We start from the raw sequence: 18689 nt of genomic DNA on the forward strand, positions 1-18689 counted from the left end.
AACTCAGGACGAGCTGAGGCGGCTGCTGCCGTCTGGCTCCGTTCGTCCGGTGATGGTCGCAGTGGCCGCCGCCCGAGTGCAGTTGCGGCCTTCCGACTTGGCGCGATAGAGCGCCTGGTCGGTGCGGCGGAACCAGCTGTCGGCGGTTTCTCCACTGTTTTGCAGACCGTATCCGGCGCTTGCCGTCACGCGGACCGTTTCGTTGTGGGCGTCCAGCGTGATGTCCGATATCGTCTGGCGAATCCGCTCTGCCACCAGTTCACACTCCCTGTCACCGACGTGCGGCAACAGAATGCCGAACTCCTCGCCGCCGATGCGGAAGACCGCATCCGTTCGCCGTGTGGCATCCTGAATCGCCAGCGCGGCGATGCGCAGAATCTGGTCACCCACCTGGTGGCCGTGCGTGTCGTTGACCCGTTTAAAGTGATCCAGGTCGCATAGAATCAATGCGCAATGCGTACCATGGCGCTCGGCAAGGCACGTTTCCCGACGCAAAGCGTCTTCGAAGGCACGCTTGTTGGGAACGCCTGTCACGACATCGGTGAGGGCGGCCCGGCGCACGGTTTCGAACTGGCATGCATTACGGATAGCGAAGATCGCACTGCCCAGTAACTGTTCGATGACGGTCAGCTCCTGTTCGGCAAAGCGCATGCGGCGGAAAATTCGCAGTAAGCCGTAGTCCTGGCCTTCAAGGTTCAGCCGGTATTCGCACTTATGGTTGCCGCCGCGACCGAAGGCCACCTCAATGGGCAGATCCTCGAGGCGATGCTGGTATGTCAGGCTGTCATAGGGAATCACCGACGCCAGCTCCTCGGCAAAGATCGCAATCAGCTGCTTCAGTTCAAGGGTCGTCGACAGGCGACGCCCCAGGCGGGTGAAGGGATCATTGTCGCTCTGCCACTGACGGCTCAGACGTTCAAGATCGGCCAGGGCCTGCTCCCGGCGCTGGCTGGTCGCTGTCTGTGAGGAAGGGCGAGGGGGCATACTGCATACTCTCAAGGATTTAGCGCCGTAGAAGCAGACTCCGTGCCACTGTCGATAACTCGACGGAATACAGCATTTTACGTCAGTCAGCGGGTGGTATCGCCTCGACTATGTTCGTTTTAGACAAAATATTGACGGATAATTCCCGGCAAATGCCGGAAGGGATTTGCCATGAGGCAAAACGATGACGCTGAGTTCACTCGCTTTGTCCTGGAGCTGATGCAGTCGGTTGGGCCGGTGACCCATCGCCGAATGTTCGGCGGCGCCGGGCTGTTTCTGGAGGGCCTGATGATTGGCCTGATTGCCGACCGCGCGCTCTACTTCAAAGTCGATTCAGAGACCGAAGCGGCCTTTGTCGAGGCTGGACTGATGCCTTTCACCTATCAACGCGCCGGGCGCGATGTCGCCCTCTCATACCGGGAGGCTCCGGAGGAGGTTTTTGACGATATCGATGCCATGCGGGATTGGGGCGGGCGCGCCTGGTCGGCGGCCATCCGTTCAGCAGCCCGCAAGCGTCGGCGCTGACGGGGAGACGTAGCAGGTCAGTGAATTGACCTAGGAAAGCGTGCGGCGTCGAATGGCGTGGACCAGATGTCCCAGGATCTCCTTGGCCTCGTTATCATGGTGGAGATGCCACTGTTGGCGGTACCCGTCCCGCGCAATATCGGCGGATGAGTCCGTTCCCAGCTGCGCCTGACGGTTGTCCAGGAACTGACAGGCGGCCAGGTGCGCCTTGATCTCCACGTCCAGCAGTTGATGGACGAGTTGATCCACCGTTTCGTCAAGGAACGGCCGCAACTGGTTGGCTTCGCCTCGCAGATCAAGGGCGGCCTGTCGGGCGGCCAGGCGATTATCGTTGTTGTTGCTGTCCTGATGTTCGACAGCTCGCAGGAAGGCGCCGACCTTTTCGTGCAACGTCCAGATGGTGGGCCAGATGCGCTCGTAGACGGCCCGCTCGGCGGCCACCTTCTCCGGCGAGTCGGACCCGGCGGTGTGGGTGCCGGTTGTCAGCCTCGGATGGTCTTCTGGATCGGCGGGCTCCTGCCGGCGACTGTCCAGCTCTTGCCAGAGTGTGCCGATGCGGTGGTCCAGGCGGTCCATCTCATCCCGCGAGCGTTTCATGTGACGGTTGACCATGACCAAAACCACGACCGCCAACAGCAGCAGGAATCCGCCGCTGAACAGCATCCATCCACCTCGAACCAGGTCGGTCATGGCGTCTTGGTCCATGGGTTTTCTCCGTCTGTGTGCAGCCGCGGCCAGGAGGCCTCACTTTACGCTACTCGTCTTATTGTAGTTTTGCACATTGCGGAGAGATTGACCCGGCTAGATCCGGCCCAGGCAGCGAATCGCAGCAGCGGCTGCGGAGGTCCGGTTCTCGACACCCTGCTTGCGGAAGACCTGTTCCAGGTGTTTGTTGACGGTGCGCGGGCTCATCTCAAGGATCTGGCCGATTTCCCTGTTGGTCTTGCCGTTGGCGATCCAGAGCAGAACGTCGGCTTCCCTTGCCGTCAGGCCGAAGCGCTTCCGCAGAGCCTCCGTCGACTGATCGTCGTCGCGCAGGTGAGTCAGGCGCAGGAGGTAGTCGGACGCGTCGATGTGCGCCAGCAATTCAACGCCCAGAGGCTCGGTCAGCCCCTCCAGCGGAAGGCTGTGCCCGCTCTGCGGACGATGCTCGAACCAGTTGCGCAGGCTGGCGCTGATGCGCGCTTCGGAGTCCGGGTCCAGCGCGCCGGCTGCCTGCAGGCGCTGCTGGACGGCTGGCGTGGCCCAGAGCTGGCGGCCGTCCCGGTCCACGGCCAGCAGGTTCTGACCGGCGTGATCGAGCGCTGAACGGGCGCTGCGGGCCAGGCGGGCGTTGGCCAGGTGAACGTTCATCCGGGCTATCAGTTCACTGGCGTTGATGGGTTTGGTGACGTAGTCGACACCGCCGGATTTCAGCCCCATCACCACGTGTTCGGTATCGCTGAGACCGGTCATGAAGATGATGGGGACGTCGTGGAGCTCGGCGCGTTCCTTGAGGCGGCGGCAGGTCTCGAAGCCGTCCATGTTGGGCATGATGGCATCAAGCAGGATGACGTCCGGGGCGATGTTGCGGGTAATGGTCAGGGCCTGGTGGCCTTCCAGAGCCACCAGCACCGTCATGCCGGCTTCTTCCAGAACGTCGTTGATCATGCGGATGCTGTCCACCGCATCATCGACGACCAGCACGGTAGTGCGTTTGTCACTAGCAGCATTCATCACGGGTTACCTGTAGCAGGGAGATAATTTCCTCAAAACGGAAATTCTCGGTGAGCTCGGTCAGGTGATCGAGCACAGGGGTTTCTGCATCTCCATGCAGGCGCAGACTGTGCAGCGCTTCCAGTAATCCCTTCCGGTGGCCGATAGACGCCAGCTCCAGCAGCCGTTCCCGGTGAACCGGATCGGGCAGGGCGTCTATCGACGGGCAAGACGTCGTGTCGTCGGTGGCCACAATGTCGTCGGCTTCATATCGCCATGACAGCTTCAGGAGCTCTCCGATGCGGTCGAGCAGGAGGTTCAGACGCACCGGCTTGACGATGTAACCGTCATACAGCGGGGTCGTTTGCAGGCGGTGGCGTCCCTCGCTGGCGTCGGCGGACACCATCACCACCGGCAGTTTCAGACGGGCGCCGCGAATCTGGTCGAGGATCTCCCAGCCGGTGAAGCCGGGCATTGAGATATCCAGCAGCACCAGGTCCGGCTGCTTCCGTTCAATCATCTGCATCGCGGACAGGGAATTGTCGATCTCCAGGATCTCGAAACCGAGCGGCGCGAGCATGGCCCGGATCAACGTGCGATGGGACGATTCGTCGTCGATCACGGCGATGCGACGCGCCGGCCCTTCGTAGCCGAAGATGGTCCGGGTGGGTACGGTGATGGATTCGGGGCGAGGGCGGTCGATACTGGAGAGCATCAGGCTGACCTTGAACACGCTGCCCTGACCCGGCGTGCTCGTGACGCTGATGTCGCCGCCCATGATTTCCGTCAGGAGACGGGTGATGGTCAGCCCCAGCCCGGTTCCGGCGCGGTTCAGGCCGGCCGTGCGGACGCGCTCGAAGGGTCGGAAGATGCGTTCGATATCGCTCTCGGCAATCCCTTCACCGGTATCGCGAACCTCGAATTCCGCCACCTGGCTGCGATAGCGCAGTGAGAAGGTGACGTCGCCCCGGTCGGTGTACTTGATGGCGTTGGACAGCAGGTTGATGAGGATCTGGCGCAGCCGCTTTTCGTCGGTACTGACGAATTCCGGGAGATGGCGCGGCCCCTGGTAGCTGAAATGCAGCCCCTTTTCCCGGGCCTGCAGCCGGAACATGTGCACCAGTTGGTCCATCAGCATCGCGATGCGGACCTGGTCGCGGTGCAGGTCCAGCCGGCCCGCCTCGATCTTCGATATATCCAGCAGTCCTTCGATCAGGTCCGCCAGGTATTCGCCGGAGCGGCGGATAACGTCCAGTCCGTCCTTGCGGTTGGCGGGAATGCTGGCGTCGTTCTCAAGCAATTGGGCGTAACCGAGGATGGCGTTGAGAGGCGAGCGCAGTTCGTGGCTGATGCCGGTGAGGTAACGGCTCTTGGCCTCGTTGGCGGCTTCGGCGTGTTCCTTGGCTTGCTGGAGCGCCTTATCGGTCTTTTCATGGGCGACGATCTCTTCCATCAGCAGCCGCGTCTGGCGCTGCGATTCCTCCTCCGCAACGACCCGGCTCTCGTGGGCCAGCACGAACAGCCAGCACACCACCCCGGTAACGATGATCAGGATGAAGAACACCTTCCAGAGCGTGGCCGAGAGCAAAAGCGCAGCCGCGGCACTGTCCACCGGTGTCTTGAAGTAGATCAGCGACAGCAGCATGCCGGAGACGCCGTTGATGGCGAACAGCAGAATCAGGAAGTGTCCGATGCGGCTGCTGAGCCGCGGTATCAGCGAAGACGGCAGAAAACGCCCGAAAAAGGTCTGGAACTGCTCCCGGTAGCCGGCCCCGGGTTTGCAGAAATCGGCACAGCGAGCGTCCAGCGAACAGCACAGCGAACAGATGTGGCCGTCGTACGCGGGGCAGTGGGTCATGTCCTCCGTCTCGAATCGATGCTCGCAAATGCAGCAGACGACAAGTCCTTCCGCGGTATCGAACCGCACGGGCGGGCGAGCCAGATAGTAGCGGCCGCCGGTCCGCCAGGCGATCAGGGGCGCAATCAACAGGGCCGCGGCGATCGTCAGGAAGTGGGACAGTGCCTGGGCGACGTCGCCCAGGGCCCCGCTATGGCACACCAGTCCGACTGCTGACGCCAGCAGCATGGCGCCGACGCCCACCGGGTTGATGTCGTAAAGGTGCGCCCGTTTGAACTCGATGTGCCTGGGGCTGAACCCCAGCGGTTTATTGATCACCAGATCCGCCACCAGGGTGCCGACCCAGGCCAGCGCGATGACGCCGTAAAACCCCAGGGTGTCTTCCAGCGCCCGGTAGACACCCAGCTCCATGACCAGCAGCGCAATGGCGACGTTGAACACCAGCCAGACCACGCGGCCCGGGTGGCTGTGGGTGAGCCGCGAGAAGAAGTTCGACCAGGCGATGGAGCCGGCGTAGGCGTTGGTGACGTTGATCTTGATCTGGCACAGGATGACGAACACACCGGCCATGGCGAGGGCAACGGTTGGCGTGCCGGTCATGTAGTTGAACGCCACCACGTACATGCGGGTCGGGTCCGAGGCCTCGCTGGCCGGAATGCCCTGGTTCAGGGCGAGCACCGCCAGGAAGGAGCCGGCGAGTATCTTGATGCTGCCGATCACGATCCAGCCGGGGCCACCGCTCATGACGGCCAGCCACCAGCGCGTTTTCTCGCCGGTTTTGGGTTCCGGGATAAAACGCAGGAAGTCCACCTGTTCGCCGATCTGGGCGATCAGTGAGAAGACGACCGCGGCGGCGGCCCCGAACATCAGCAAATTGAAGCCGCCACCGGGGTCTGGATGAACCCCTTCGAACTGCGTCCAGTCCGTGACCGAGGAGGCGTCGGTGTAGATCACGAAGACGAACGGAATCAGTTGCAGCACCAGCCAGGCCGGCTGTGTCCAGAGCTGGAAGCGGCTGATGGTGGTGATGCCGTGGGTCACCAGGGGAATGATCACCACCGCGCAGATCAGGTAGGCAAAAACCAGGGGGATGCCGAACAGCATTTCCAGCGCCATGGCCATGATGGCCGCTTCCAGCGCAAAGAAAATGAACGTGAAAGAGGCGTAGATCAGGGACGTGATGGTGGAACCGATGTACCCGAAGCCGGCGCCGCGGGTCAGCAGGTCGATATCGACACCGTAGCGCGCGGCGTAGTAGCTGATCGGAATGGCGGTCAGGAAGATGATCAGGCTGACCACGCAGATCGCGGCAAACGCGTTATCGAACCCGTAGTGAAGCGTGATGGCGCCGCCGATCGCTTCCATCGCCAGGAAGGAAATGGCGCCCAGCGCCGTGTTGCTGACCCGGGCCGCGGACCAGCGGCGAGCCGTCTTGGCGGTAAAACGAAGTGCGTAGTCCTCCAGCGTCTGGTTGGCGACCCATTGATTGTAACGGCGTCGCACGCGAAAGATGTGCTGTCTGGCCGTCATAGGCTGGCCCGAATCCGGTTCCGGCGTTCCGGCTTTGTTGCCCGGAAGTCCGCCGTGACGAAGTGAAAGCCCGTCTTCGCCGTTGACTACCTGTTTCCCCATATCCGGTGCCTTTTTGGATTGTTATGCGCCAAAACAAGGCACAAACGTCCGGAGGACGTGTGCGCGCAATGGGTTGGCGATACCGGAAGTGGAAGAACAATTATCGTGCCAGCGAAGCGGCGACCTGAATCCCCTGCGTTTTTAGCCTGACGACGGCCCCGCAGCCATGCGTCAAATGACGTAGGTCGGTGGGGTATTTGTCGAATGGGCCGTCATGACGGCGCTGGACAGAATGATCCTCGTAGGTGCTGACCCCGTTGCGGGTGTCAGGCCGACCACTCAACAATGCGAGGAAAGACCATGGGTTCGACAGATAAGAAAGGCAATCAGCGCGCGCTGTCGGGGGGTAACGGCTGGCGCCGTAACCTGATGACGCTGGCCGCCTCCGTGATGCTGGCGACCGGCGCCAATGCCGCACCGGCGACCGACGAGGTCAACACCACCGGGCTGGCGGTGACCGACGATACCGTGACCGTCGGCATCCTGCATTCGCTGACCGGCACCATGGCGATCAGTGAAACCGGTTCCGTGCAGGCCGAGAAGCTGGCCATCGAGCAGATCAACGCCCAGGGCGGTGTACTGGGACGCCAGATCAAGATCATCGAGGAAGACGGCGCGTCGGACTGGCCCACGTTTGCCGAGAAATCCCACAAACTGCTCGAGCGTGACAAGGTGGCGACCGTCTTCGGCTGCTGGACCTCGGCGTCGCGCAAGGCCGTCCTGCCGGTTTTCGAGAAGGACAATGGTCTGCTGTACTACCCGACTTTCTACGAAGGGCTGGAAGAGTCCCACAACGTGTTCTACACCGGCCAGGAGGCCACCCAGCAGATTCTGGCGGGGCTGAACTGGGCCCACGAGGAACTGGGCGCCAAGACCTTCTACCTTGTGGGGTCCGACTACATCTGGCCGCGCACCTCCATGAAAATCGCCCGCAAGCACATTGAGAACGTGCTGCATGGCAAGGTCGTCGGCGAGGAGTACTACCCGCTGGGTAGCACCCAGTTCGGCTCGCTGATCAACAAGATCAAGCTGAAAAAGCCGGACCTGGTGTTCGGCGCCGTGGTCGGCGGCTCCAACGTGGCCTGGTTCAAGCAACTCAACGCGGCCGGCCTGACCTTCCAGAAACAGCCCATGCTGACCATTTCCGTGACCGAGGATGAAGTGCTGGGCATCGGCGGCGAGAACGTCGAAGGCCTGTATTCCTCCATGAAATACTTCCAGAGCCTGGATCTGCCGGGTAACAGGGAATTCGTCGCGGCCTTCAAGGAAAAGTACGGCGAAGACGCGGTGATCGGCGACGTGACCGAGTCCGCCTACCTCGGCCCCTGGCTGTGGAAGCGCGCGGTGGAAGCCGCCGGCAGCTTTGACGTCGACAAGGTCGTGGCCGCTTCTCCGGACATGACCTGGGACAGCTCCCCGCACGGCTATCTGAAAATCGATCCCAACCACCACCTCTGGATGAAGACCCGCATCGGCAAGTGGAATGCCGATGGCCAGGCCGACGTGGTGTGGGAATCCGACGTGATCGAACCCAACCCCTTCCCGGAAGGCTATCAGTGATCGGTCGGGGCCCGGTGACTCCGGGCCCCGTCTGCGATTGCGATTCCATTCGAGCGAAGCAACAAGCACAGCCGGGCGCGGAACGGGCATGGGCCGTCCGCGCTCAGGGGAGGACTGATCATGGGTGGTTATACCGGAGAGGAACTGACCGCAATCTTTCTGATGCAGGGTTTCAGCGGCCTCAGTCTGTTTTGCGTGTTCCTGCTGATGGCCCTGGGGCTGGCCATCATTTTTGGACAAATGGGCGTGATCAACATGGCCCACGGTGAATTCCTGACACTGGGGGCGTATATCACCTACCTGGTGTCCTACGCGGCTTCGGACGTGTGGCCGTTCCTGCTGGATTACTACTTCCCGGTGGCGATCGTCTTCGCCTTCCTGGGGACATTCATCCTCGGGTATCTGGTGGAGCGGTACCTTATACGTTTCCTCTACAACCGCCCGCTGGACACGCTGCTGGCCACCTGGGGGCTGGGGCTGATCCTGCAGCAGATTTTCCGTTCCACGTTCGGTCCGCGTGAGAAGAGCGTCGTCATGCCGGACTGGCTTATGGGTTCCTACCAGGCCACCGACATGGTGGATATCCCGCTCAACGGCCTGCTGGTGGTGGGGATCACCATCGTGCTGACCATCGCCGTGTTCATCCTGCTTTACCGGTCCCGTTGGGGCATCAAGGTCCGGGCGACCACCCAGAACCGGGTGATGGCCAACGCGGCCGGCATCAACACCGAGCGGGTCGACCGGCTCACCTTTGCGCTGGGCTGCGGCATCGCCGGCGTGGCGGGTGCGGCGTTCACCACGATTGCCTCGACTGGCCCGACCACCGGTTCGCTCTACATCGTCGACACCTTCCTGGTGGTGGTCTTCGGCGGTGCGGCCAGCCTGCTGGGCACCGTGGCGTCGGCCTTCGGCATCGCCCAGTCCCAGTCGATCCTGTCCTTCTTCCTGTCCGGCTCCATGGCCAAGGTCATCACCCTGATGACGGTCGTGATCATCCTGATGCTCCGGCCCCAGGGACTGTTTGCCAGCAAGGTCCGGCGCTGATAGCGGCCTGATACGAGGAGACGACAATGAGTACGCAACCTGTAATGAAGGCCAGCTGGATGGACAAGTTCGGCGGCCGCGGAAAACTGATACAGATCCTGATCATTGCGGTTCTGATCCTGGTGGTATTGCCGCTGGTGGCGGACACCTTTCGCCTCAACCTGTACGGCAAATACCTGACGTACGCCTTCGTCGCCGCCGGCCTGGTGCTGTGTTGGGGCTATGGCGGCATTCTCAGCCTGGGGCAGGGGATCTTCTTCGGCCTGGGCGGCTACTGCATGGCCATGTTCCTCAAGCTGGAGGCGTCGTCGCCGGAGAACACGGCGATCCAGTCCACCCCGGGGATTCCCGATTTCATGGACTGGAACCAGCTCACAGCGCTGCCCTGGTTCTGGGAACCGTTCCGCAGCTTCCCGTTGACGCTGCTGCTGATCGTGCTGGTGCCGGCGTTCTTCGCCTTCGTGATCGGCTACGCCATGTTCAAGCGCCGGGTGGGCGGGGTGTACTTCGCCATCATCACCCAGGCCATCGCCTCGATCATGACCATCCTGATCATTGGTCAGCAAGGCTATACCGGCGGCATTAACGGCATTACCGACCTGCGCACCCTGATGGGCTGGAACATCCAGACCGATTTCGCCCAGTACGTGCTCTTCTTCGCCTGCGGCATCGCCCTGATCCTGTGCCTGCTGGCGGGCCAGTTCATCCTCAACAGCCGATATGGCCAGTTGCTGATCGCCATGCGCGACCAGGAAGACCGGGTGCGTTTCTCGGGTTATGACGTCGCCAACATCAAGATCTTCGTGTTCGTTGCAGCGGCGGTCATGTCGGCCATCGGCGGTGCCTTCTTCACCCTCCAGGTGGGCTTCATGTCGCCCTCGTTCGTGGGCACGGTCGCGTCGATTGAGATGGTGATTTTCTGCGCCGTCGGCGGGCGACTGTCCCTGATCGGCGCGGCTTACGGCGCCTTCCTGGTCAATCTGGCCAAGAGCTCCCTGTCGGAAAGCTTCCCGCAGCTGTGGGTGGTGGCGATGGGCGCGCTGTTCATCGCCGTGGTCATGCTGTTCCCAAGGGGGCTGGCCGGTCTGGTATCGGATTATGCCGCGCCCGTGCGCAACTGGTTCGCCAGCGCCTTCAAGCGCGAAACCATCGCGGCTTCCGGACCGGAAACAAAGCCCGGCGCGCCAAAGCCGGTGGAATCCAAAGCCCGTGAAGACGTGTCCATCGCCTCAGCACAGGAGAGCCACTGATGAGTTCACCGATTCTGTTGGCGGTCGAGGATCTGACCGTTTCATTCGACGGCTTCAAGGCCGTCGACGGGCTGTCGCTCTACGTCGAGCGCAATGAGGTGCGGGTGGTGATCGGTCCCAACGGGGCCGGCAAGACGACGCTGCTCGACCTGATCTGCGGTAAGACCCGCGCCACGGACGGCTCCATCAAGTTCAAGGATCTGGAGCTGACGAAAATGGCCGAGCACCAGATCGTCCACAAGGGAGTGGGGCGCAAGTTCCAGACCCCGTCCATCTACGAAAACCTGACCGTGGCCCAGAACCTGGAACTGTCCTATCCGGCCGGACGCACGGTGTTCGGTAGCCTGTTCTTTCGTCGCACGGCGGCGATCAACCAGCGGGTGCGGGAGATCGCCGAGCAGATCTACCTGGCGGACGACCTGGGCAAGAGCGCCGGCCTGCTCAGTCACGGCCAGAAGCAGTGGCTGGAGATTGGCATGCTGCTGATCCAGGACCCGGAACTGCTGATGCTGGATGAGCCGGTGGCGGGGATGAGCGTGGTTGAGCGGGAGCGCACGGCGGCGTTGCTCAATGAGATCAGCCAGAACCGGTCGGTGCTGGTGATTGAGCACGACATGGATTTCGTCAAGGACATCGCCCACAAGGTGACTGTGCTGCACCAGGGCAAATTGCTGGCGGAGGGCAAGATGGACGACATCCAGAAGAACGAACGGGTGATCGAGGTTTACCTGGGGCACTGACGGCGCCGCGAGCGCAGGAGATCGCAATATGCTCAGCACCAACGATTTACGTGTCAGCTACGGCATGAGTGAAGTCATCCACGGCGTGTCCCTGACCGTGGGCGAGAACGAAACCCTGACCATCATGGGCCGCAACGGCATGGGCAAGACCACGCTGTTCAAATCGCTGATCGGGGTGTTGCCCGCGAAAGGGCAGATCACCCTCGGCGGCGAGGACCTGACCAGCACCAAGCCTTATCAGCGGGTGCAGCGGGGCATTGCCTATGTGCCCCAGGGCCGGCTGGTGTTTCCGACGCTGACCGTGGAAGAAAACATCGCCACCGGGCTCGAAGCGACCGGGGCCAAGAAGATTCCGGCCGACATCTACGACCTGTTCCCGGTGCTGCATGACATGCGGCATCGCAAGGCGGGCAACCTGTCCGGCGGGCAACAGCAGCAGCTGGCCATAGGGCGCGCCCTGGCGGCGGACCCCAAGGTGCTTTTGCTCGATGAGCCCACCGAAGGCATCCAGCCATCCATCATCAAGCAGTTGGCCAAGACCCTCAACGAGATCAAGGAAATCCGCAAGCTAAGCATTGTCGTGTCCGAGCAGGTCTTGAGCTTTGCCATGGCGGTGGCGGACCGGGTGATGGTGATCGAGAAGGGCGCCATCGTCCACGAGGTGGACGGAAAGACCGCGGACGAGCAACAGATTGCCCGCTACCTGGCGGTGTGATCCCCGTCAATCCCACACGAATAGGAGAGAAGCATGCGACACGGTGATATTTCCAGCAGCAACGACACGGTCGGCGTGGCGGTCGTCAATTACAAGATGCCGCGCCTGCACACCCGCGACGAGGTCCTCGACAACGCCCGCAAGATCGCCGACATGATCAAGGGGATGAAAGTCGGCCTGCCGGGCATGGATCTGGTGGTGTTTCCGGAATACAGCACCATGGGGATCATGTACGACCACGATGAGATGATGGAGACGGCGGCCACGGTACCGGGCGATGAAACGGCCATCTTTGCCGCGGCCTGCCGCGAGGCCAACACCTGGGGCGTTTTCTCATTGACGGGCGAACGCCACGAGGAGCATCCGAAGAAAGCGCCCTACAACACGCTGGTGCTGATCAACAACGAAGGCGAGATCGTCCAGAAGTACCGCAAGTGCATTCCCTGGTGCCCGATCGAAGGCTGGTATCCCGGCGACACCACCTACGTCACCGAAGGGCCGAAGGGCATGAAAATCAGCCTGATCATCTGCGACGACGGTAACTACCCGGAAATCTGGCGGGACTGTGCCATGAAGGGTGCCGAGTTGATCGTCCGGTGCCAGGGCTACATGTACCCGGCCAAGGACCAGCAGGTGATGATGGCCAAGAGCATGGCCTGGGCCAACAACTGCTATGTGGCCGTGGCCAACGCGTCCGGTTTCGACGGCGTCTATTCCTACTTCGGCCACTCGTCGATCATCGGCTTCGACGGCCGCACCCTCGGCGAATGCGGCGAGGAAGACATGGGCGTGCAGTATGCCCAGCTCTCTGTTAGCCAGATCCGCGACGCCCGCGCCAACGATCAGTCCCAGAATCACCTGTTCAAGCTGCTGCATCGCGGCTATACCGGCATGCACGACTCCGGTGACGGCGACAAGGGCGTGGCCGATTGCCCGTTCGAGTTCTACCGCACCTGGGTGATGGACGCACAGAAGGCGCAGGAAGACGTCGAGGCGATGACCCGCAAGACCGTCGGCGTGGCCGAGTGCCCGGTGGGCGAGTTGCCCTACGATGGCCAGGAGAAGGCCGCAGGCGCGTAAGGAGGGACCGGTGTGCCGTTCATCAACGAGAAGATTGAAGCCAATCGCGAGCAGGCGGCACGCCGGGATTACGCAGGCCGCGCCCAGCGGATGTCCCGGTTCGTGTTCGATCCGGACGCCGTCAGCGACCGTCTGAGGGAGCGCATCGTCGGCCAGGACGAAACCCTCCAGGCCCTGACGGCGATGCTGGTTCGAGTGAAGGCGGACATCGGCCCTGAGGATCGACCGCTGGCGGTCCACATGCTGATGGGGCCCACCGGCGTGGGCAAGACCGAAACCGTTCGCCTGCTGGCCGAAGCCATTCACGGCAAGCGCGATGCCCTGTGTCGGATCGATATGAATACGCTGGCCCAGGAGCATTACGCGGCCGCGTTGACGGGCGCGCCGCCCGGCTATGTCGGCAGCAAGGAAGGCCACACGCTGTTCGACACGGAAGCCATTCAGGGCAGCTTCAGCAAACCCGGCATCGTGCTGTTCGACGAGGTGGAAAAGGCGAGCCCGGAAGTGGTCCGCACGCTCCTGAACATTCTGGACAGCGGTCGGATGGTGTTCCCGTCAGGCCAACGGGAGATCGATTTCCGCAACAGCCTGATCTTCATGACCTCCAACGTTGGTGCAACGGAGGCCGCCCGCTACCGGGACACGTTCCGGCGTGGCTGGCGCCGCTGGCTGGGCCTGATCCCCCGACGCGAGGCGGAGGTGCTGGAAGCGGCCCTGCTGAACACCTTTGATCCCGAGTTCATCAATCGGATCGACGGCATCCACACCTACAACCGGTTGGGAATCGATCGGCTGGACGATCTGCTCAGCATCCAGCTGGCCCGCCTTAACCAGCGGCTTGCGAAGCGGGGCGCGTCCATCGAGTTAACCAACGCCCTGCGGGAATACCTTTGTGGACGCTACGACAACCGCTTCGGTGCCCGGGATATCCTGCGGTGCCTTCGTTCGACGCTGGAGCCCCCGCTGGCGGAAGCCTTGCTGGCGCATCCTGACGTGGGGGCATTTCGAGGTTACCTGCGGGGCGGCGCCGTCTGCGTCGAACCCGTCGCGGTTCCGGGAGGGCCGGCCTGATTCCCGTTGAGTCAGACCGGCCGTGTTTCCCGCAAGCCGCCCTCCTGGTTGGGCGGCTTTTTTTATGGGCGAGAAAAAACGGCGCCCTTGGGCCATGTCCCGGGCTCAATACGTCAATTGACGTAGGGACGGGGGGCGTTTTCCCAATAGTGGGCATGGCAGCGATGACGGATAGTGGTCTGGACTTGGCAGGCCGGGCCTGCGAGCCAGACCAACAACTGTTCACGCCGCGATTCGAGGAGCGTCCAAGATGGCCGAAACCATTATCAAGATCGACCTGAATAAATCCGCCTACGAGAACGAGAAAGTCCATAACCGCTGGCATCCGGATATTCCCATGGCGGCGACGGTCAAGCCGGGTGACGATTTCATCATCGAGTGTCATGACTGGACCGGCGGCCAGATCCAGAACAACGACAGCGCCGACGACGTGCGCGACGTGGACCTGACCCAGGTGCATTTCCTGTCCGGCCCGGTGGGCGTCGAAGGTGCAGAACCCGGTGATCTGCTGGAAGTGGACATCCTGGACATCGGCGCTTTCGATGACAGCCAGTGGGGTTTTAACGGGTTCTTCTCGAAGCAGAACGGTGGTGGTTTCCTGACCGAGCACTTCCCGGAAGCGCAAAAGTCCATCTGGGACTTCAATGGTATGTTCACCAAGTCCCGTCACATTCCGAACGTGGAATTTGCCGGCATGATCCACCCGGGGCTGATCGGCTGCCTGCCGTCGAAAGAGATGCTGGACGAGTGGAACCGGCGCGAGAAGGCACTCTACGACACCGAGCCGGATCGCGTGCCCGGCCTGGCCAATCTGCCGTTCGCCGAAACCGCCCACATGGGCAAACTGACGGGCGACGCCAAAGCCGCGGCGGCGGCGGAAGGGGCCCGTACCGTGCCGCCCCGGGAACATGGCGGCAACTGCGACATCAAGGACCTGTCCCGCGGCTCCAAGGTGTACTTCCCGGTATACGTGAAAGGCGGCGGTCTGTCCGTGGGCGATCTCCACTTCAGTCAGGGCGATGGCGAAATCACCTTCTGCGGTGCCATCGAGATGGCCGGCTGGATTCACCTTCGGGTTAACGTCGTCAAGGACGGCATGGCCAAGTACGGCGTCAAGAACCCGATCTTCAAGCCCAGTCCGATCAAGCCGAAGTACGACGACTACGTGATCTTTGAAGGCATCTCCGTGGACGAGCAGGGCAAGCAGCATTACCTGGACGTTCACATCGCCTATCGCCAGGCCTGCCTGAACGCCATCGAATACCTGACCAAATTCGGTTACACCCCGGCCCAGGGCTACGCCTTGCTGGGCTGTGCACCGGTCGAAGGCCACATCAGCGGTGTGGTGGATGTGCCCAACGCCTGCGCCACGCTCTGGCTGCCGACGGGCATCTTCGACTTCGACATCAACCCGTCCGCCGACGGTCCGAGCAAGAAAGTCAGTGGCGGCATGGACGTTCCGCTGTCACCGGACAAGGAGTAAGCCATGCCTGTTTACGACTACAAATGCCGGGAGCACGGCCATTTCTATCAGTTGGCCCGCATGGACGATGCCGCCAAGCCGGCGGCGTGCCCAACCTGCGGCGCGATGTCGGCCCGGGTGATCGTGTTGCCGCCGGAGCTGCGGGGCCTGGCCCGGGACCGGCAGGATGCCGAAGCCCGTAACGAGAAGGCGCGTCATGAACCGGTGTTCTCGACCGCCGACTCCCGCGCCGAGGCGGACGACCGGGCCCGCCATGCCGCCCGCAGGGGCTGCGGTTGTGACCACACCGAACGGCGCCACTCCAAGCTGTTCTACACCGCCGACGGCAAAAAGATGTTCCCCTCCATGCGCCCCTGGATGATCAGTCACTAGGCGCATCGACCCGGGCCGACTGGCCCGGGTATCTTTTCCCGCATCATCCGCAGACGCCGACTCCGGCTTGCCCATCCCGCCCTGGCCGGGCACCGTTAGGGGACCGACTGACGTCAACCCTCTGAAGCTGGAAGGAGCCCGCCGCATGAATAAGTCCGCTCATCGCCTGGACCAGGAACTGCTGGAAGCCGAAAAACGCATTCACGAACGCTATGAGTGGCTGCACATTGCCAACGACTATGTCTCGGCAATCCTGTTCCTGGTCGGCAGTGTCTTGTTCCTGTGGGAGTCCTGGCAAACGGTGGCCACCTGGTTCTTCATTATCGGCAGCGTGTTCTTCCTGTTCGCGCCGATCCTGCGCACCCTGAACAAGCGCTACGTGAGAAACCTGCGGAAAGGACCGATTCACTGGTAGGGGCCTGGCTGAGGTAGAATGGCCGCCACTTTTTCCCGAACGGACCGAATTGCCAATGCCTGACTTTAACGAACTCGACCTGCGCCCGGAGCTGCTGCGCAACCTGGACTCGCTCGGCTACCAGGCCATGACCGAGATCCAGGCGGCGAGCCTGCCCCGTATCCTGGCCGGCCGTGACCTGATAGCCCAGGCCCGGACCGGCTCCGGCAAGACGGCCGCGTTCGGGCTGGGCGTGCTGCAAAAGCTTCGTGTCGAGCGATTCTGCGTGCAGACGCTGATCCTGTGTCCCACCCGCGAGCTGGCGGACCAGGTGGCGGGCGAGCTTCGCAAACTGGCCCGGGCCGTCCACAACGTCAAGATTCTCACCCTGTGCGGCGGCATGCCCATCGGGCCCCAGATCGGCTCGCTGGAACATGGCGCGCACATCGTGGTGGGCACGCCGGGGCGCATTTCGGATCACCTGCGCAAAGGCACCCTGAAGCTCGATCGCGTCAGCACGCTGGTTCTGGACGAGGCCGACCGGATGCTCGACATGGGCTTCCAGGAACAGCTCGACGCGATCGTTGCCGAAGTCCCCCAGGACCGTCAGACCCTGCTGTTCAGCGCCACCTACCCGGAGGCCATCGAGGCGATTGCCGGCCGCATCATGCGGCAGCCCGAGCGCGTCGAGATCGAAGCGTCTCACAGTCAGGGCTCGATCGATCAGGCGTTCTTCCCGGTAAAAGACGATGACCAGCGTCTGGAAGGGCTGCGCCTGTTGTTGATGAAGCATCGTCCCGATTCGGCCATCGTCTTCTGCAACACCAAGCGCGAGACCGACGCCGTGGCGGACGCCCTGCGCAGCTACGGTTTCACCGCACTGGCCCTGCACGGGGATCTTGAGCAGAAAGCCCGTGACCTGATGCTGATCCGCTTCGCCAACCGCAGCGCCACCGTGCTGGTGGCCACGGACGTGGCGGCCCGGGGGCTGGACATCGACAACCTCGATGCGGTGTTCAACTACCACGTGGCGCGCGACCTGGATGTGCACGTACACCGGGTTGGCCGCACCGGTCGCGCCGGCAATCGCGGCCGGGCTTTTACCTTTTTCTCCGAGAAAGAGCGTCACAAGCTTGACACCCTGGCGGAGCGAACCGGACAGAATATCCGCGAATCCTCCTTGCCGGCCGGCAACCAGCGCCATCAGACGTCCTACAAGCCGCCGATGGTCACCTTGCAGATTGACGGTGGCAAAAAGCAGAAGGTTCGCCCGGGCGATATTCTCGGTGCCCTGACCGGCGAGTCCGGTGTCCCCGGCAAGTCCGTGGGCAAGATCAACGTTATGGACAACAGCGCTTGCGTGGCCGTCGAACGATCCCATTCAAAACAGGCGCTTGAAAAGCTTTCTTCAGGTAAAATGAAAGGTCGGTCGTTCCGCGCGCGCCGCATCTGACGGGCCGCCCGGTAACGGACACCCGGGCCATTCACACCAGCGACCCGATTGGGCCCGGTTGGAACTGGGCTCGATGGGCCGTTGTGTTACACTTCGGCGTTAATTTTTCACTCGCGAATTCAGCATGCGGTTTCAAGCGCCAGAGAGTCTCTCCGAACAGATTGCACAGCATCTCGGACAACGCATCATCGTCGGCCAGATGCAGCCCGGTGACCGGATCCAGGAACTGCGGATCGCCGGTGAACTCAACGTCAGCCGCGGTTCGGTGCGCGAGGCGTTGCTGATCCTGCAGCGTCGCCACCTGATCGACATCTATCCGCGCAAGGGTGCGGTGGTGTCGGCCCTGACGCCGACCGCGGTCAACGGCCTTTACGATGTGTATATCGAACTGTTGGCCATGCTCGCGCGGCGCGTGGTGGAGCTGACCGAAGGCGCCGATCTGATGCCACTGGTGGAGCGCATGCGGGCGCTCGACGAGCTGGTGGTGTCCGCCGGGGACGATCACGAGCGCATCATTGAGGGCGGGTTCGAACTGATGCGTCACGCCTTCGGCATCGCCGACAACCCGTTCCTCGAAGAGACGCTGGAAAACTTCCGGCCGGCGATCAGCCGGACCTATTACCTGGCGATGGCCCGTTTCCGGGAAGAGGTGGGCGAAACCCGGCGACTGTTCCAGACGCTGGCCAGGGCGGCGCTGGATCGCGATGCCGACGCCCTGGCCGGCGCCATTCGTCACTTCGGCGAGCACCAGCGCAGCCTGGTACTGAAAACCTTGAATTCAGAAATGGACGCTTCAGCCCAGACGGGATAAGCAGGACGACAACGAGCAGGAC

The 18689-nt window shown here is 62.4% G+C and carries 17 protein-coding genes; 13 read left to right on the plus strand and 4 right to left on the minus strand.

Features of this window, described 5'->3' with window-relative positions:
- Nucleotides 1–3: 3 nt before the first annotated feature.
- Nucleotides 4–984, minus strand: a complete 981-nt coding sequence (locus GQB00_RS01945; RefSeq protein WP_165855031.1) for a GGDEF domain-containing protein — start codon at nt 982–984, stop codon at nt 4–6.
- 171 nt (nt 985–1155) lie between these two features.
- On the opposite strand from GQB00_RS01945, the gene GQB00_RS01950 reads away from it, so the two are divergent.
- Nucleotides 1156–1509, plus strand: coding sequence for a TfoX/Sxy family protein (locus GQB00_RS01950; protein WP_111496368.1), 354 nt, complete (start codon nt 1156–1158; stop codon nt 1507–1509).
- A 30-nt stretch (nt 1510–1539) separates the two neighbouring features.
- Here GQB00_RS01950 and GQB00_RS01955 read toward each other — a convergent pair whose 3' ends face one another.
- The 3 genes from GQB00_RS01955 to GQB00_RS01965 all read right to left on the minus strand — a co-directional run bounded on the left by GQB00_RS01955 (nt 1540) and on the right by GQB00_RS01965 (nt 6592).
- Entirely contained in the window at nt 1540–2214 is a 675-nt protein-coding gene (locus tag GQB00_RS01955; RefSeq protein WP_111496367.1) for a hypothetical protein, read from the minus strand.
- A gap of 96 nt (nt 2215–2310) precedes the next feature.
- Nucleotides 2311–3225 (minus strand): response regulator transcription factor, encoded by a 915-nt coding sequence (locus GQB00_RS01960; protein WP_165855032.1) that lies wholly within the window; start codon nt 3223–3225, stop codon nt 2311–2313.
- Nucleotides 3212–6592, minus strand: coding sequence for an ATP-binding protein (locus GQB00_RS01965; protein ID WP_165855033.1), 3381 nt, complete (start codon nt 6590–6592; stop codon nt 3212–3214). The genes GQB00_RS01960 and GQB00_RS01965 overlap by 14 nt, the downstream gene beginning before the upstream one ends.
- Nucleotides 6593–7063: 471 nt before the next feature.
- On the opposite strand from GQB00_RS01965, the gene urtA reads away from it, so the two are divergent.
- From urtA to GQB00_RS02025, 12 genes are all read left to right on the plus strand, one after another.
- The gene (urtA, locus tag GQB00_RS01970) at nt 7064–8254 is read left to right on the plus strand and encodes an urea ABC transporter substrate-binding protein (protein ID WP_111496865.1); all 1191 of its coding nucleotides are present in this window, start codon (nt 7064–7066) and stop codon (nt 8252–8254) included.
- A gap of 120 nt (nt 8255–8374) precedes the next feature.
- Nucleotides 8375–9298 (plus strand): urea ABC transporter permease subunit UrtB, encoded by a 924-nt coding sequence (gene urtB, locus GQB00_RS01975; protein WP_111496364.1) that lies wholly within the window; start codon nt 8375–8377, stop codon nt 9296–9298.
- 44 nt (nt 9299–9342) lie between these two features.
- A complete protein-coding gene (urtC, locus tag GQB00_RS01980) occupies nt 9343–10548 on the plus strand; it encodes an urea ABC transporter permease subunit UrtC (protein WP_165856490.1) in 1206 nt (401 codons plus the stop codon).
- Nucleotides 10548–11288, plus strand: coding sequence for an urea ABC transporter ATP-binding protein UrtD (urtD, locus tag GQB00_RS01985; protein WP_207950581.1), 741 nt, complete (start codon nt 10548–10550; stop codon nt 11286–11288). The genes urtC and urtD overlap by 1 nt, the downstream gene beginning before the upstream one ends.
- Nucleotides 11289–11316: 28 nt before the next feature.
- The gene (gene urtE / locus GQB00_RS01990) at nt 11317–12003 is read left to right on the plus strand and encodes an urea ABC transporter ATP-binding subunit UrtE (protein ID WP_111496361.1); all 687 of its coding nucleotides are present in this window, start codon (nt 11317–11319) and stop codon (nt 12001–12003) included.
- 33 nt (nt 12004–12036) lie between these two features.
- Nucleotides 12037–13083 carry an aliphatic amidase gene (locus GQB00_RS01995; protein WP_165855034.1) on the plus strand — a complete coding sequence of 349 codons (1047 nt, stop codon included), beginning with the start codon at nt 12037–12039 and terminating at the stop codon, nt 13081–13083.
- Between the two features lie 12 nt (nt 13084–13095).
- Entirely contained in the window at nt 13096–14154 is a 1059-nt protein-coding gene (locus GQB00_RS02000; RefSeq protein WP_165855035.1) for an AAA family ATPase, read from the plus strand.
- A 250-nt stretch (nt 14155–14404) separates the two neighbouring features.
- Nucleotides 14405–15637: a formamidase gene (gene fmdA, locus GQB00_RS02005; RefSeq protein ID WP_165855036.1), complete on the plus strand. Its 1233-nt coding sequence runs from the start codon at nt 14405–14407 to the stop codon at nt 15635–15637.
- Between the two features lie 3 nt (nt 15638–15640).
- Nucleotides 15641–16009: an FmdB family zinc ribbon protein gene (locus GQB00_RS02010; protein WP_165855037.1), complete on the plus strand. Its 369-nt coding sequence runs from the start codon at nt 15641–15643 to the stop codon at nt 16007–16009.
- A gap of 145 nt (nt 16010–16154) precedes the next feature.
- Nucleotides 16155–16424: a YrhK family protein gene (locus GQB00_RS02015; RefSeq protein WP_111496356.1), complete on the plus strand. Its 270-nt coding sequence runs from the start codon at nt 16155–16157 to the stop codon at nt 16422–16424.
- A 55-nt stretch (nt 16425–16479) separates the two neighbouring features.
- The gene (gene dbpA / locus GQB00_RS02020; RefSeq protein WP_165855038.1) at nt 16480–17856 is read left to right on the plus strand and encodes an ATP-dependent RNA helicase DbpA; all 1377 of its coding nucleotides are present in this window, start codon (nt 16480–16482) and stop codon (nt 17854–17856) included.
- A 124-nt stretch (nt 17857–17980) separates the two neighbouring features.
- Nucleotides 17981–18667, plus strand: a complete 687-nt coding sequence (locus GQB00_RS02025) for a GntR family transcriptional regulator (protein WP_165855039.1) — start codon at nt 17981–17983, stop codon at nt 18665–18667.
- Nucleotides 18668–18689 lie beyond the last annotated feature (22 nt).

It is taken from the genome of Marinobacter sp. JSM 1782161, from assembly GCF_011421605.1.
Classification (GTDB): domain Bacteria; phylum Pseudomonadota; class Gammaproteobacteria; order Pseudomonadales; family Oleiphilaceae; genus Marinobacter_A; species Marinobacter_A bohaiensis.

Coding starts and splice junctions, on each gene's coding strand:
- GQB00_RS01945 (WP_165855031.1), bottom strand. CDS start 984: ATGCCCCCTCGCCCTTCCTCACAGACAGCGACCAGCCAGCGCCGGGAG.
- GQB00_RS01950 (WP_111496368.1), top strand. CDS start 1,156: ATGAGGCAAAACGATGACGCTGAGTTCACTCGCTTTGTCCTGGAGCTG.
- GQB00_RS01955 (WP_111496367.1), bottom strand. CDS start 2,214: ATGGACCAAGACGCCATGACCGACCTGGTTCGAGGTGGATGGATGCTG.
- GQB00_RS01960 (WP_165855032.1), bottom strand. CDS start 3,225: ATGAATGCTGCTAGTGACAAACGCACTACCGTGCTGGTCGTCGATGAT.
- GQB00_RS01965 (WP_165855033.1), bottom strand. CDS start 6,592: ATGACGGCCAGACAGCACATCTTTCGCGTGCGACGCCGTTACAATCAA.
- urtA (WP_111496865.1), top strand. CDS start 7,064: ATGACGCTGGCCGCCTCCGTGATGCTGGCGACCGGCGCCAATGCCGCA.
- urtB (WP_111496364.1), top strand. CDS start 8,375: ATGGGTGGTTATACCGGAGAGGAACTGACCGCAATCTTTCTGATGCAG.
- urtC (WP_165856490.1), top strand. CDS start 9,343: ATGAAGGCCAGCTGGATGGACAAGTTCGGCGGCCGCGGAAAACTGATA.
- urtD (WP_207950581.1), top strand. CDS start 10,548: ATGAGTTCACCGATTCTGTTGGCGGTCGAGGATCTGACCGTTTCATTC.
- urtE (WP_111496361.1), top strand. CDS start 11,317: ATGCTCAGCACCAACGATTTACGTGTCAGCTACGGCATGAGTGAAGTC.
- GQB00_RS01995 (WP_165855034.1), top strand. CDS start 12,037: ATGCGACACGGTGATATTTCCAGCAGCAACGACACGGTCGGCGTGGCG.
- fmdA (WP_165855036.1), top strand. CDS start 14,405: ATGGCCGAAACCATTATCAAGATCGACCTGAATAAATCCGCCTACGAG.
- GQB00_RS02010 (WP_165855037.1), top strand. CDS start 15,641: ATGCCTGTTTACGACTACAAATGCCGGGAGCACGGCCATTTCTATCAG.
- GQB00_RS02015 (WP_111496356.1), top strand. CDS start 16,155: ATGAATAAGTCCGCTCATCGCCTGGACCAGGAACTGCTGGAAGCCGAA.
- dbpA (WP_165855038.1), top strand. CDS start 16,480: ATGCCTGACTTTAACGAACTCGACCTGCGCCCGGAGCTGCTGCGCAAC.
- GQB00_RS02025 (WP_165855039.1), top strand. CDS start 17,981: ATGCGGTTTCAAGCGCCAGAGAGTCTCTCCGAACAGATTGCACAGCAT.